13 protein-coding genes are annotated in these 14,345 nt (G+C 68.5%); 6 read left to right on the forward strand and 7 right to left on the reverse strand.

The features are described 5' to 3' along the window. Positions 1-76: 76 nt before the first annotated feature. Positions 77-1,732, reverse strand: a complete 1,656-nt coding sequence (locus WS66_RS08120; protein ID WP_059598797.1) for a GMC family oxidoreductase — start codon at positions 1,730-1,732, stop codon at positions 77-79. A 184-nt stretch (positions 1,733-1,916) separates the two neighbouring features. Between WS66_RS08120 and WS66_RS08125 the strand changes: the two genes are divergently transcribed. Then, positions 1,917-2,741, forward strand: coding sequence for an IclR family transcriptional regulator (locus WS66_RS08125; protein ID WP_059598796.1), 825 nt, complete (start codon positions 1,917-1,919; stop codon positions 2,739-2,741). A 31-nt stretch (positions 2,742-2,772) separates the two neighbouring features. Here WS66_RS08125 and WS66_RS08130 read toward each other — a convergent pair whose 3' ends face one another. From WS66_RS08130 to WS66_RS08145, 4 genes are all read right to left on the reverse strand, one after another. After that, positions 2,773-3,096, reverse strand: coding sequence for a hypothetical protein (locus WS66_RS08130; protein WP_059598795.1), 324 nt, complete (start codon positions 3,094-3,096; stop codon positions 2,773-2,775). 115 nt (positions 3,097-3,211) lie between these two features. Continuing rightward, positions 3,212-4,234 (reverse strand): DUF2891 domain-containing protein, encoded by a 1,023-nt coding sequence (locus WS66_RS08135; RefSeq protein ID WP_059598823.1) that lies wholly within the window; start codon positions 4,232-4,234, stop codon positions 3,212-3,214. A gap of 43 nt (positions 4,235-4,277) precedes the next feature. Further along, on the reverse strand, positions 4,278-5,228 hold the full coding sequence (locus WS66_RS08140) for a DUF979 domain-containing protein (RefSeq protein ID WP_059598794.1): 951 nt from the start codon (positions 5,226-5,228) through the stop codon (positions 4,278-4,280). Beyond that, the gene (locus WS66_RS08145; RefSeq protein WP_059598793.1) at positions 5,225-5,914 is read right to left on the reverse strand and encodes a DUF969 domain-containing protein; all 690 of its coding nucleotides are present in this window, start codon (positions 5,912-5,914) and stop codon (positions 5,225-5,227) included. The genes WS66_RS08140 and WS66_RS08145 overlap by 4 nt, the downstream gene beginning before the upstream one ends. Before the next feature lie 352 nt (positions 5,915-6,266). Here WS66_RS08145 and WS66_RS08150 point away from each other — a divergent pair, with 352 nt between their 5' ends. The 3 genes from WS66_RS08150 to WS66_RS08160 all read left to right on the forward strand — a co-directional run bounded on the left by WS66_RS08150 (position 6,267) and on the right by WS66_RS08160 (position 9,046). Then, positions 6,267-6,491 (forward strand): hypothetical protein, encoded by a 225-nt coding sequence (locus WS66_RS08150; RefSeq protein ID WP_039357299.1) that lies wholly within the window; start codon positions 6,267-6,269, stop codon positions 6,489-6,491. 394 nt (positions 6,492-6,885) lie between these two features. Beyond that, on the forward strand, positions 6,886-7,890 hold the full coding sequence (locus tag WS66_RS08155) for a chemotaxis response regulator protein-glutamate methylesterase (RefSeq protein ID WP_059598792.1): 1,005 nt from the start codon (positions 6,886-6,888) through the stop codon (positions 7,888-7,890). Positions 7,891-7,945: 55 nt separating this feature from the next. Further along, a complete protein-coding gene (locus WS66_RS08160) occupies positions 7,946-9,046 on the forward strand; it encodes a diguanylate cyclase (protein ID WP_059598791.1) in 1,101 nt (366 codons plus the stop codon). A gap of 4 nt (positions 9,047-9,050) precedes the next feature. On the opposite strand, the gene WS66_RS08165 is transcribed toward WS66_RS08160, so the two are convergent. Both WS66_RS08165 and WS66_RS08170 read right to left on the reverse strand, forming a co-directional pair. After that, entirely contained in the window at positions 9,051-11,300 is a 2,250-nt protein-coding gene (locus tag WS66_RS08165) for a putative bifunctional diguanylate cyclase/phosphodiesterase (protein ID WP_059598790.1), read from the reverse strand. A 243-nt stretch (positions 11,301-11,543) separates the two neighbouring features. Then, the gene (locus WS66_RS08170; RefSeq protein ID WP_059598789.1) at positions 11,544-12,437 is read right to left on the reverse strand and encodes a LysR substrate-binding domain-containing protein; all 894 of its coding nucleotides are present in this window, start codon (positions 12,435-12,437) and stop codon (positions 11,544-11,546) included. Between the two features lie 234 nt (positions 12,438-12,671). Between WS66_RS08170 and WS66_RS08175 the strand changes: the two genes are divergently transcribed. Both WS66_RS08175 and WS66_RS08180 read left to right on the forward strand, forming a co-directional pair. Further along, a complete protein-coding gene (locus WS66_RS08175; RefSeq protein WP_059598788.1) occupies positions 12,672-13,310 on the forward strand; it encodes a hydrolase in 639 nt (212 codons plus the stop codon). A gap of 303 nt (positions 13,311-13,613) precedes the next feature. Continuing rightward, positions 13,614-14,336 carry a haloacid dehalogenase type II gene (locus WS66_RS08180; RefSeq protein WP_059598787.1) on the forward strand — a complete coding sequence of 241 codons (723 nt, stop codon included), beginning with the start codon at positions 13,614-13,616 and terminating at the stop codon, positions 14,334-14,336. Positions 14,337-14,345: the final 9 nt, after the last annotated feature.

Here is a 14,345-nt window from a genome sequence, read left to right on the forward strand (position 1 = left end):
CGGGGGCATCGATAAACGCGCGGCGGCCGTCCGGGCGCAGGAGCACGGGCCGCGCGGGTGGATGGGCGGCGATGCCTTACGCGAGCGCCTCGGCGGCCGGTGCAGCGCTGCGGCCGCGATCGGCCGCGCGTGCATCCTCGAGGATCATGTCGGACGCCTTCTCGGCGACCATCACGATCGGCACGTTGGTATTGCCCGATACGAGGGTCGGCATGATCGAGCAGTCGACCACGCGCAACCCGCGCGTGCCGTACACGCGCAGCCGCTCGTCGACGACCGCGAGCGGATCGCTCGCGACGCCCATTTTCGCGGTGCCGGATGGATGGAAGATCGTCTGCCCGTATTCGCGGCAGAACTCGAGCAGTTCGTCGTCCGTCTGCGCGTCCGCGCCCGGCCGCACCTCGCGCTTCATCAGCGGCGCCATCGGCTCGGCCGCCGCGACGCGCCGCGCGAAGCGCACGCCGGCCACCGTCGTGCGGCGGTCGCGCTCGGTGTCGAGATAGTTCGGCTGGATCGACGGCGCGTCGCGCGCATCGTCGGTGCGGATTCGCACGGTGCCGCGCGATTCGGGCCGCAGCTGGCAGATCGAATACGTGCAGCCGGGAAACGCATGCACGCTGCCGCCCGCCGAATCGGCCGACAGCGTCGAGAAATGGAACTGGACGTCGGGCGTCGCCGATTCGTCCGGCAGCGCACGGCAGAACATGCCGCCCTGATTGATGCCGATCGCGAGCGGGCCGCCGCGGAACAGCGCCCATTGCAGCCCCATCTTTGCGCGGCCGACCCACGAATGCAGTTCGTCGTTGGTCGTGATCGGCTTCGTTACTTCGTAGATCAGACGAATCTGCAGATGATCCTGCAGGTTCTCGCCAACGCCCGCGCGATCGGCGACGACCGGAATCCCGTGCCGGTTCAGCAGCGCGGCCGGCCCGACGCCCGACACCTGCAGCAGTTGCGGCGATTGCAGCGCGCCGGCCGCGAGGATCACCTCGCGCAACGCACGCACCTCGCGAACCTTGCCATGCTGGACATAGCGCACGCCGGACGCCTGCGCGCCGTCAAACAGCACCTTCAGCGCCTGCGCATCGGTTTCGACATGCAGGTTCGGCCGCCCGCGCGCGGGCTTCAGGTAGGCCACCGCCGTCGAGCAGCGCAGTCCGTTGCGCGTGGTGAGCTGGTAATAGCCGACGCCTTCCTGGTCGCCCGTGTTGAAATCGTCGACCGTGCGCACGTCGAGCCGGTTCGATGCGGCAACGAACGCATCGACGAGTTCGTGCCGCTGCCGGATCACGGACGCCCAAAGCGGGCCGCCGGTGCCGCGTGTCGGCCCCTCTCCGAGCGTGTTGTGTTCGAGCTTGCGGAAATACGGCAAACACTCGCGCCAGCTCCAGCCGCGATTGCCGAGCGCGGCCCAGTGGTCGTAGTCCTGCTGCTGCCCGCGCACGTAGATCAGCCCGTTGATCGAGCTGCAGCCGCCGAGCGTGCGGCCGCGCGGCCAGTACAGGCGGCGGTTGTGCATGTTCGGATCGGGATCGGTGTGGAAGCCCCAGTTGTACACGGGGTGGAACATCGTCTTGCCGTAGCCGATCGGCACGTGGATCCACATGTAGTGGTCGGCGGGGCCTGCTTCCAGCAGGCACACCGTATGGCGGCCGCCGTCGGACAGCCGGTTGGCGAGGACGCAACCGGCCGATCCCGCGCCAACCACCACATAGTCGAAGCTGCGTGTCATACGTGTCTCCGTCCCGGGGTATTGGAAAAATCCGGTATGTTTTGTCCAAATTTATTGAGCACACGGAACGCATACAAGCCGATTTATTGTCCACGGCGCGAATGTGGTACAAAAACCGTTCAATTCGTTTCATTTCCATCGCATACCATCCCGGGACGCACGCCGATCCCGACGGAGGAGACACATGCGCGAAACCGCCCCCGCGCCGCCCGACGGCGCGCTCGCCGACGACGCGCGCGTCCTGCGCGCCCTCGCCGTGCTCGAAGCGCTCGCGTCGGCCGGGCAGCCGTACACGCTGTCGCAGCTCGCCGCGCGGCTGCGCATTCCAAAAGCGACGCTGCTGCGGCTGATCGAGTCGCTCGAAACGCGCGGCTACGTGATCCACATGCCCGACTCGCGCGGCCACGACCGCGGCATCGCGCTCGGCCCGCGTGCCGCGCAGTTCGCGCTCGCGGCGCTGTCGAACAACACCTTCACGCGCGGCTGCCGCTCGGTGCTGCGTGCACTCGTCGACGTGCTCGGCGAAACCTGCAACCTCACCGCGCTCGATGGCGACACGGTGCTGTATGTGGAACGCGTCGAGACGACCGAGCCGCTGCGGCTGGAGATGCGGCCCGGCATGCGCGTGCCGCTGCATTGCACGGCGAGCGGCAAGCTGTTCCTGTCGCAGATGAATGCGCTGGAGCGCAACGCGATGCTCGCGCGGCTCACGCTGAAGAAGATGACCTACCGGACGCTGACCGACGCGCAGTTGCTCGCGGCCGAGCTTGACCGGCTCGCGGCGCGCGGCGTCGGGATCGACAACGAGGAATTCGTGCGCGGAATGGTGGCAGTTGCGGTGCCTGTGAAGGATGCCGCAAGCGGTCGCGTGCTCGCGGCGCTCGCCGTGCATGCGCCGACCGCGCGCGCGACACTCAACGATTTACTGGAGAACGTGCCGAAGATGCGGGAGGCGGCTACGCGGCTCGCGCCGCTGTTGCATGCGAGCGATGGCGCGCCGCCGGGTTGACGAGGCTGTGCGCGGTCACGCGGTCACGCGGTCACGCAAGGTGATAACGCAGCCAGAAGGTTTCACGGCATGCGTTGTCGAACGTCATCCGCGTCGGGCCGATCGGTTGCGCATCGGGATGGCGGAGCACGTCGTAATCGATCCAGCATTCGGCGCACAGCAGATCGGACGGCGCGCGGTCCTGCTCGACGGAGCGGCGCACGATCGCGCCGTTGTCGAAGCGGTATTCGGTTTCGTCGCGCGTGACCTCGACATCGTCGTCGGTCCAGCGCTCGTGCGACGTTGCATGCGACACGATCGATACCGGGCCCGCGAGCCCGTGGATCGCGGCGATATAGGAAATGAGCTTGTCCATGGCGAGGCGGCAGCGAAACGGATGGCCGCATCGCGCAACGCATGCCGCGCGATACGGCCCGAGCGGCGAGTATAGCCGCGCGCCGAAGACCTTGCCGCCGGCGGGGTTTCGCGCGCTACGCCTCCAGCGCGAGCACCGCGAACGTCGCGAGCCAGTGCTCGCCCATGTAGTCGCCGGCCACGTGCGCGAGCGCGCTCGCGAGATGCCGGTCGGCCGCACCGAGCAGCTTCGCGCGTCGCGCATCGCCTTCCGGCAGCGCGCCGGCGAGCGAACGCTGGCACCACGCGCGGCTCAGGTTCAGCCCGTCGAGGTGCGCGATCTTGCCGTCGCTGCGATCGCTGACCGTTGCCGGCTCGAACAGCGTCGCCGGCTCGCCGCGCGCAAGATCGGGCAGGAAACGCGCGAACCAGCCGTCGAATTCGGCGGCCGGCAACACGCGCCGCATCAGCTCGGCCTCCATCAGCGCCGGCGACAGGAATTCGTCGCCCGACGGCTCCCACGCCTGGCAGGCGACGTCGTTCAGGTGCCAGCGCTTCGCGGTATCGACGATCAGCGCCGCAAGCCCGTCGCGCTGCGTGTCGCGCGCGAAGTCGAGTGCGAGCGCCAGCGCGAACGCGGTGTTGAAGTGCGTGCCGACGCGCAGCGGATAGGTCGCTTTCGGCAGGAAGGTTTCGAAGCGCGCCACGAACAGGTCGGTGAGCGGCGCCATCGTCTTTGCCCAGCGCGCGGCCTGCGGCAGCGCGCCCTTCAGCGCGAGCCGCTCGAGCTGCGCGGCGAGCGCGAGCAGCCACGCCCAGCCGTACGGCCGCTCGAAGCCGGCGTTGTGCGGCAGCGCGAGATATGCGCGCTCGCCGGCGACGTTCGCATCGGTGAAGTGCGCATCGACGATCGCGATGATTCGCTCGGCCTCGGGCAAGGCCCGATAGCGTTCGAGCATGCGCAGCACGAGCCAGTAGCCGTGCACGCACGAGTGCCAGTCGTAGCTGCCGTAGAAGATCGGGTGCAGCGCGCGCGGCGCCTGCACGTCGTGCGGCCCTTCGAGCGAATGCGTGAGCTTGTTCGGGTATTCGCGGGTCAGGTGCGCGAGTGCGAGCGACGCGAATGTCGAGGCGAGTTCGGGTGTGAGTCGGTCGGTCATGAGCATCTCGTCCATCGGGTCAGAAGCGGAGTCACAAGCGGACTCAGAAGCGGAAAGCGAACGCGTACATCAGCAGCGTGTTCACGGCCAGCAGCAGCACGGCCGTCGGCCATTGCGCCTTGATCACGCCGTTCTTGTCCTTCAGCTCGAGCAGCGCCGCCGGCACGATGTTGAAGTTCGCGGCCATCGGCGTCATCAGCGTACCGCAGAAGCCGCTCAGCATCCCGATCGCGCCGACGATCGCCGGGTTGCCGTGAAACTGGTGGACGATCAGCGGCAGGCCGATGCCGGCCGTCATCACCGGGAACGCAGCGAAGCCGTTGCCCATGATCATCGTGAACAGCGCCATGCCGACCGTGTAGGCCGCGACCACCGCGAACGGCGAATCGATCGGCACCCACTCCTTCACGAGCCCCGACACCACGCCGCCGACGCCCGCGACCGCGAACAGCGCGCCGAGCGCCGCGAGCATCTGCGGCAGGATCGCGGCCCAGCCGACCGCGTCCATCGTGTGGCGAGCCTCCTTCACCGCATGCACCGGCGAATCGCGCAGCATCGCGAGCGCGACGGCGAACGCGACGAGCGTGCCGAGCACGAGCGAGATCAGCGTCACGCTCTTCGGGTCGACGAACGGCACGTGCTTCAGCGCGAAGGTGCCGATCAGCGTGACGACCGGAATCAGCAGCGCCGGCAGGAACAGCTTGTTGCCGAAACGCTGTGCGAGCGTCTCGCGTCGCAGGGCCGCGGCCTCCCCGGCTTCGTCGGACTTGCCGCGCCCGAGCTTGCCCGAGCCGGCAATGACCGCGAGCGCGATCGCGAGGCAGCCCGTCACGAAATGCGGCAGCAGCGCACCGAACAGGAACGTGAGCGCGTAGATCGCCCAGAACGCGAAATTGACGACGCGGCGCGGGTTCGTGCGATCGGTCAGGTTGAAGAATGCAAATGCGGCGAACATCAGCCCCGCGAGCGTGTACAGCGATTCGAGGCCGATCATCGCGCGCCCTCCTGCGCCAGCAGGCCGCAGCCGCGCGCCAGCCGGCGGTCGAGCAGCGCGAGGCGCGCGCAGTGGATCAGCAGCGCGGCGATCGCGGTCGGAATCGCCCACACCGACAGGTGCAGCGGCTCGATGGAGATCCCGTTCTGCTCGAGAAAGCCCTTGATCAGCAGGATCGACTGGATCGCGATGAAGATGTCCTCGCCGAAGAACACGGCGACGTTGTCGGCGGCCGACGCGTGTGCGCGGATCTGCTGGCGCACCGACTCCGGCAGCTCGCCGCGCCGGTTGACGGCGGCGGCCTCGGCCATCGGCGCGATCAGCGGCCGCACCATCTGCGCATGGCCGCCGAGCGACGTGAGGCCGAGTGCGGCCGTCACCTGGCGCAGCACGAAGTACAGCATCAGCACGCGGCCCGTGGTGGCCGCCTGCACGCGCGAGATCATCCGCTTCGCCTGCTCCTTGAGCCCGTTGCGCTCGAGCAGCGCGATCACCGGCAGCGTGAGCCAGATCAGCCCCATGTAGCGGTTTTCGGTGAACGCCTTGCCGAACGCGCTGACGATGTCGACGAGATTCAGCCCGCCCGCCAGCCCTGTCGCAAGCCCCGCGATCGTGACCACCAGCAGCGCGTTGAAGCGCAGCGCGAAACCGATCACGACGATCGGCACCCCAATCAGCACCAGCATTGCCCCTCCTTGTGATGGATGCGCGGCGCCGTGAAGGCGCGCCGCCCGCCCGGTTTCGACCGGCTTCAGGCGGAAAAATCTAACACGAGACTTTATCGATAAAAAGTCGACAATTTGAGGCTTCGGGTAAACGTTGAAATCAACGCCACGTTGCGTCGCCCGTGTGTCCGGGGTGTTTCGGCGGGACGATTCGCGGCGGGCGGCGGGCGGCGGGCGGCGGGTGGCGGCAACGCGCGCGCGGCACGCACGATTCCGGCCGGCGTGCCGGGGCCGGCCCGCGCCCCGCCGCGCATGGCGGAGCGTCGGTGCGCCGACTACACTGGAAGGCATCGCAACGTTCGGGAGAGCCGCCATGATTGACGTATTCCAGACCATCGGCAGCCGCGCGTTCTCCGCTCATCTGGCGAAGGACGGGATGGTGACGCTGATGGAACAACGCCATGAAGTCGATCGCGTGACGCTCGCGACCGCCTATGCCGCGCTCGTCGAGGAATCGGAGCAGGAAGCCGACCTGCTCGACGCAACGGTCGAAGGGATGATGCGCGCGCTGATCCAGGGGTACGCCCGCAGCCATTGAACGACTGAACGCGCACCGGGCGCGGTGCGCCGGCCTGCTCGCGGCCGGCTCGCCGGTGCCTGCGCGTGCGCCCGTGCCGGGCGCCGCCCTTCCCGCCGTCACGAACGCGTCGGCGACGAATTGCCGCGCTGCCGCATCATCCGGCACATCGCCGTCCGGCCTCCCGGGCGGCACGAAATGCCACCTGGCCATAGAGGAAAGGGTCGGAACCGACGCAATGCGCAATTTTTTCGATTGCCGCCGCTCGCGCCGCATGACAGCATTCGGGGCGTCGCCAGTCCAAAAGAATTCCGTGCCGTCCGCCCGCCGATGCCGTTCGGCGGCGCCGACCGGCGCTGCCTTTCATGAACCCGGCCCACATCCAACACTACGAACCGACCGGAGTATCCCGCTTGTGAACATCGGCATCGTCAACGACCTCCCGCTTGCCGTCGAGGCGATGCGCCGTGCGCTCGCGCGCCGGCCCGAGCATCGCGTGCTGTGGGTCGCGACCGACGGCGCGCAGGCCGTCGAACTGTGCGCTGCGCAACCGCCGGACGTCGTGCTGATGGACCTGATCATGCCGAAGTTCGACGGCGTCGAGGCGACGCGGCGGATCATGCGTTCCAGCCGCCCGTGCGCGATCCTGATCGTGACGAGCTGCATCGGCGCGAACGCGTGGCGCGTGTTCGAAGCGATGGGCGCCGGCGCGCTCGATGCGGTCGACACGCCGCGCCTCGGCGAAGCCACGGGCGGCGACACCGCGCAGCCGCTGCTCGCGAAGATCGACCAGATCGGCCGGCTGCTCGAGGCGCCCGGCGGTGTCCGCGCGGTCGGCACGGCCTCGCGCGCGAGCGGCGGCCCCCTGATCGCGATCGGCGCGTCCGCCGGCGGCCCCGGCGCGCTCGCGTCGATCCTCGGCAGCCTGCCGGCCGACTTCAGCGCGCCGATCGTGATCGTCCAGCACGTCGACCGCGCGTTCGCCGAAGGAATGGCGCAATGGCTCGACGGCCAGACGCCGCTGACCGTGCGCGTCGCGCACGAAGGCGACCGCCCTCAGCCGGGCGTCGCGCTGCTCGCGGCGACCGACGATCACCTGCGCATCACGCGCACCGGCACGCTCGAATACACGCGCGAACCGGCCGCCACGCCGTACCGGCCGTCGGTCGACGTGTTCTTCAACAGCCTGACCGAGCGCTGGCCGGGCCGCGTGATCGGCGTGCTGCTCACCGGCATGGGACGCGACGGCGCGATCGGCCTGAAGGCACTGCGAATGAAGGGCTGTCACACGATCGCGCAGGACGAGGCGACCAGCGCCGTCTACGGCATGCCGAAGGCGGCCGCGACGCTCGGCGCCGCGCGCGCGATCCTGCCGCTCGAGCGCATCGCGGGCGAGCTGGTGGCACTCGCGCGGATCTGATCCCGATGAAACCCTGTCACACCCATCGCTGCCCTGGCGCAACCCTGCATCAATCATGACTAGCGACTTCACCCGCGCGCCCGGCGGCCTGCATGCGGCGTTCGACGCCGCGCACGCGACACCTGCGCCGCATGCCGACGCCCCCGCGATGGTCCTGCTGGTCGACGACCAGACGATCGTCGCGGAAGCCGTCCGGCGCGCGCTCGTCGACGAGGACGGCATCGACTTCCACTACTGCCCGCGCTCGGACGACGCGCTGGCGACCGCGATCGAGACGCGGCCGACCGTGATCCTGCAGGATCTCGTGATGCCCGGCACCGACGGGCTGAGCCTCGTGAAGGCGTACCGCGCGAATCCGGCGACGCGCGACGTGCCGATCATCGTGCTGTCGACGCAGGAAGAGCCGGTGATCAAGAGCGCCGCGTTCGCGGCCGGCGCGAACGACTACCTCGTGAAACTGCCGGACCGCATCGAGCTGATCGCGCGGATCCGCTATCACTCGCGCTCGTACATGAACCTGCTTCAGCGAGACGAGGCTTATCGCGCGCTGCGGCAATCGCAGCAGCAACTGCTGGAGGCCAATCTCGAGCTGCGGCGCCTCACGCATTCGGACGGCCTCACCGGGCTGTCGAACCGCCGCTATCTCGACGAATATCTGGCCGCCGAATGGCGGCGCGGCACGCGCGAGCGCAGCGAGCTGTCGCTGCTGATGATCGACGTCGACAACTTCAAGCTGTACAACGACACGTACGGCCACGTGTCGGGCGACGGCGTGCTCAAACAGGTCGCGGCCACCATCGAACGCTGTCTCGGGCAGTCCGGCGATCTCGCCGCGCGTTTCGGCGGCGAGGAGTTCGCGGTCGTGATGCCGGCCACGTCGCCGGGCGCCGCGCGGCTGCTCGGCGAGAAGATCCGCCTCGCGGTCGAGTCGCTGCGGCTCGAGCACGCGCATTCGTCGACGGGTCGCCACGTGACGATCAGCATCGGCGGCGCGAGCATCGTGCCGGCCGCCAGCCTGCCGACGACGTCGCTGATCGAGGCGGCCGATCGCGCGCTGTACCGCGCGAAGCACGACGGCAAGAATCGCGTCGAGGTCGATGCGCCGCCCGCACCGCCGGCTCCCGCTACCCCACCGGACGGCGGCGGTTTCGCGTGAACCCCTAGACGGCGACGAGCCGGCGTGCGTAGTCGGCCGGATCGAGCGGCCTGCCGAACAGGTAACCCTGCTGCATGTCGCAGCCGATCTGCTGCAGGAACCACGACTGCGCCTCGGTCTCGACGCCTTCGGCCGTGACCTTCATCCCGAGCGAATGCGCCATCGCGACGACGGCCTGCGTGATCGCGACGGAGTCGCGATGATCGGGCACGCCCGACACGAATGAACGGTCGACCTTCAGGTTGTGCAGCGGAAAACGCTTCAGGTACGCAAGCGACGAATAACCGGTGCCGAAGTCGTCGACCGAGATCCGCACGTTCATGTCCGTGAGCGCCTCGAGCATCGGCAGCACCGTGTCCGTGTCGTTCATCAGCAGTCCTTCGGTAATCTCCAGTTCGAGCGCGCCCGGATCGAGCCGCGTCTGTTCGAGGCAGCGGTCGACCGATTCGACCAGCCCATCGTGGAACTGCCGCGGCGACAGGTTGACCGACAGCATCAGGTCGGGTGCGATCGTGCGGCGCCATTCGGCGGCCTGCCGGCAGGCCGTTTCGAGCACCCACTGGCCGATCGCGACGATGAGCCCGGAATCTTCCGCGACCGGGATGAATTCCGCAGGCGACATCGGCCCGAGCTCCGGGCTCGTCCAGCGCAGCAGCGCTTCGGCACCGACCGTGCGGCCGCTGCGCGCGTCGACGACCGGCTGGTAGACCAGCCGCAGCGCATCCGAGGCGATCGCGCGCCGCAGCGACTGCTCGATCGCGAAGCGGCGCTGCAGGCGCAGGTTCAACTGCGCGGTGAAGAACGTGAAGTGGTTGCGGCCGCGCTGCTTCGCGTCGTACATCGCGGAATCGGCGTTGCGCATCAGCGTGGCCGCATCGTCGCCGTCGCGCGGCGCGACGCTGATCCCGATCGACACGCCGAGCCAATACTCGTTGTTCGCGATCGCGAACGGTTTCGCGATCGTGTCGATCACCTCGCGCGCGAGCACGGCGAGCGCGTCGGGATCGTCGCAATCGTCGACGAGGATCACGAACTCGTCGCCGCCGACGCGCGTGAGCGAATGGCGCCCGCCCCCGCAGGCCGCGAGGCGCGCCGCGACGCTGCGCAGCAGCGTGTCGCCGGCGTCGTGCCCGGCCGTGTCGTTGACCTTCTTGAAGCCGACGAGATCGATGAACAGGATCGCGACACGCGCGGCCCCTGCCGCCGCATCGCGCGCGCCGAACAGCTCGCGCATCCGGTCGGAGAGCCAGCGCCGGTTGTAGAGGCCCGTCAGCGCATCGCGCGTCGCCAGGTAGCGCAGTTGCTGCTGCGCTTCGCGCACGGGGCCGATGTCGTGAAACGACACGAGCACCGATTCGGGCTGCGTCTCGCCCAGCTTCACGATCGGCACCGCGTTGCCGCGCACCCAGATGACGTCGCCGTCGGCGAGCCCGAAGCCGACCGTGTAGTCGAGCTGCGGCATGGCCGTGGTGAACGCACGCCGGCTCGGCCAGTCGTCGGGCGCGACCGGCGTGCCGTCCTCGTACAGCTTGTACAGGATCACCGTCGACAGGCGGCGGCCGACGAGGTCGCCCTTCACGCGCATCATCCGGTTCGCGCTCGGATTGCTCGCGACCACCACGCCGTCGGGCGACACGACGAGAATCCCTTCGTTCAGGCTGTTGACGACCAGGCGGTGATGTTCCTCGCTGCGCACGAGCTGCCGCGCGATCGAGTCCTGATGCACCGCGAGGCCGACGCTGTTGCCGATATCGCGCAACAGGTCGGTTTCCGCGTCGGTGGGCCGCCGCGGCGTGCGGTGATAGACGGCGAACGCGCCGAGCACGGTGCCCGAGTCGTCCAGAAACGGCACCGACCAGCACGCACGCAGGCCGAGCGGCAACGCGAGCGAACGAAAGTCGGCCCACAGCGGATCGGTTTCGATGTCTTCGACGGCGATCATCCGCCGCTCGTACATCGCCGTGCCGCACGAGCCCGCGGCGGGCCCGATCGATGCCCCGTCGATCGCCGCGCTGTACTGCGCGGGAAGCGACGGCGCGGCACCGACGTGCACGTGCACGCCGTCCGCGTCGAGCAGCAGGATCGTGCACGAGGCGCCGTCGCCGAGCAGTGCCTCGGCGCGCCGGCATACTTCGACGAGCAGTTCCGGCAGCGGTGTGTTGCGCGTGATCAGCCTCAGCACGCTCTGCTCGGACGCGAGCACTTCCGCCGCGAGGCCGAGGCTGTAGCGAGAACTTTGCGGTTCGGTATTCAAGCTGAATCCTGCCGTCAGTTCGACCGGGTCTGATGCGCCCGATTCGTGAGCGATGCTTCGTGCCGTTTTCCGCGCCGGGCTTAGCGACCCCGGTGCGTCCCCATTCCGGCGCGCCCCTGATGCGCACCAAAATACATTTAACACCAATCCGTGCAGCCCTGCGCGTCGCTGCGCATCAGTGCTTACGCGCGGTCGCGGCCGGCCTGCCGCCGGAACCCGATTCGTCAGATGATTGCGCCGCCGTCAGTCCTTGCGGATATGTTCGGCGAGGAAGTCGATCAGCAACCGCACGCGCGGCAGGAGCCCGCGCCGGGACGGAAACACCGCGTGAATCACGCCGCCCTTCGGCGCCCACCCCGGCAGCACGTCGATCAGCGTGCCGTCGCGCAGGGCGTCCTCGACGACCATGCACGGCAGCTGCACGATGCCGACGCCGTGCATCGCCGCGTCGCGCAACGCGTGCATGTCGTCGGAGATGTAGCGCGGGTAATGGCGCAGTTGCGCCTGCTCGCCGTTCGGCCCGATCAGTTGCCACACATGATGCCGCGGCGGCCCCCAATCGAGGCTCGGTTCGCCGGCCAGCTCGGCCGGTTCGGTCGGCACGGCGCGCCCGTTCAGCCACTGCGGCGCGGCCACCAGCCGCTGCGGGCTGTCGCCGAGGATCCGCATCACGAGGTCGCTGTCCTCCAGCGGCGGGAAACGCACGCGCAGCGCCAGGTCGAAGCCTTCGCTCAACAGGTCGACGCGGCGGTTCGTCGCTTCGAGATGCACGTGCACCGCCGGATGGATCGCCATGAAGCGCGCGATGAGCTCGCTCACGCGATATTCGAGCAGCGCGGTCGGGCAGCTCACCCGGACGATCCCGCGCGGCTCCGCGTGCCGGCGCTCGATCACCTCGCGCGCCGCGTCGGCTTCGACCAGCACCGCGAGGCAGCGCTCGTAGAATTCGCGGCCGGTTTCCGTGACCGTGAAATGACGCGTCGTCCGCTGCAGCAGCCGCACGTCGTATTGCGCTTCCAGCGCGGCGATGCGCCGGCTCAGCGTCGACTTCGGGACATTCAGCACGCGCCCCGCCTGCGTGAATCCGCCGTGCTCGACCACCTTCACGAAATAGTAGAGGTCGTTCAGGTCATCCATGATTGTTCCACCCATAGAACACTGACGGCATTTTAAGGGGCTGGAAACCAGTTTGTTGCGCGAATAGCATCGTTATACGATGGCCAAGCCGGCAGCATTCGGCCGCCGTGCAGCCGCATCGGACGTCTGCGACGGCACGGGCGTACCGCCGCGACGACGATCCCGACGCCACGGCGGCACTCCCCCGGACCGTCGGGATTTCTCCCACTTCCTGCTCTGTCTCTGGAGGCAACCATGGCAAGCGAACCGATTCGCGATCCCGCGAACGACCACCTGCTCACCCCGCAGAACGCGGCGTTCATCGTCATCGATTACCAGCCGGTCCAGGTGAACTCCATCGCGTCGATGGATCGCCAGCTGCTGATCAACAACATCGTCGGCGCATCGAAGGCCGCGGTCGCGTACAACCTGCCGATCGTCCACTCGACCGTCAACGTGAAGACCGGCCTGAACAAGCCGCCGATCCCGCAGTTGCGCGCCGCGCTCGAAGGCTATCCGACCTACGACCGCACCAGCATCAACTCGTGGGAAGACGTCGAGTTCCGCAAGGCCGTCGAGGCCACCGGCCGCAAGAAACTGATCATGACCGCGCTGTGGACCGAGGCATGCCTGACCTTCCCGGCACTCGACGCGCTGAAGGCCGGCTATGAAGTCTATGTGGTCGTCGACGCGGTCGGCGGCACGTCGGTCGCCGCGCACGAGGCCGCGCTGCGTCGCATCGAGCAGGCCGGCGGCCAGATGATCAGCGTCGCGCAGCTGTTCTGCGAGCTGCAGCGCGACTGGGCGCGCAGTGAAACCGTTCCCGCGTTCATGAAACTGTTCATCGAAACCGGCGGCACCGCAGGCATCCAGTTCGCGTACGACAAGAACTGATTCCGGCGCGGACCCGATACGCGTCGCGGCCGCAAGCGCGCGCTGCGTGACTTGACCCGCCCGAGCCGGTCGGCCCGGGCGGGTAGCTCGCCGACGGGTAAGCCGCCTCCAGCGCGGCCCCGAGATCCGCGTCTGACGCCGTGCCCCCCCTCCCAGGCACCTTCGATGCCGCACCGCGCGCTTCACTCGCGACGACACGGCCAGCCGCGTTCGCGGATACGTGCTCCAATGTCGTTCGAACCGGCGTCGCGCGTTGCCACCCCGCCGCGCATCGCCTCCCCCGACCGACCTGCACGGAATCCCATGACGAACCCTGCCGACATCAAGGCGCTCGTTTTCGACGTGTTCGGAACGATCGTCGACTGGAGAAACGGCGTCGCGCGCGAAGCCGCCACGTTCCTGGCGCGCCATGCGCCGGATCGCGATCCGTTCGAATTCGCCGATACATGGCGCCGCGAATATTCGCCGTCGATGGAGGAAATCCGCAGCGGGCGCAGGCGCTACGTGCGGCTCGACGTACTGCATCGCGAGAACCTCGTGCGCACGCTCGACCGCTACGGGATCGACGGCGTGCCCGACGCGGAGATCGACGCGCTCAACCTCGCGTGGCACCGGCTCGATCCATGGCCCGATTCCGTCGCGGCGCTGCAGCGGCTGAAACAGCGCTACATGATCGCGCCGCTGTCGAACGGCAACATCCGGCTGATGGTCGACGTCGCGAAACACGGCGGCCTGCCGTGGGACGCGATTCTCGGCGCCGAAGTCGCGCACGCGTACAAGCCGTCGCCGAAGGTCTATACCGAAGCGGTCGAGATTCTGGGCGTCGCGCCGGCCGAGCTGTGCCTGGTCGCCGCGCACAACGGCGATCTGGCCGCCGCGCGGCAACTGGGGCTCGCGACCGCGTTCGTGCTGCGGCCGACCGAACACGGGCCGAACCAGACGACGGATCTGAAAGCCGACGGCGCGTGGGATTTCGACGTCAAGGACCTGCACGAACTCGCGGACCGGCTCGGTTGTCCGGGTTGACGCACGGCC

It is taken from the genome of Burkholderia sp. LA-2-3-30-S1-D2 (genome assembly GCF_001523915.2).
Classification (GTDB): Bacteria; Pseudomonadota; Gammaproteobacteria; order Burkholderiales; family Burkholderiaceae; genus Burkholderia; species Burkholderia diffusa.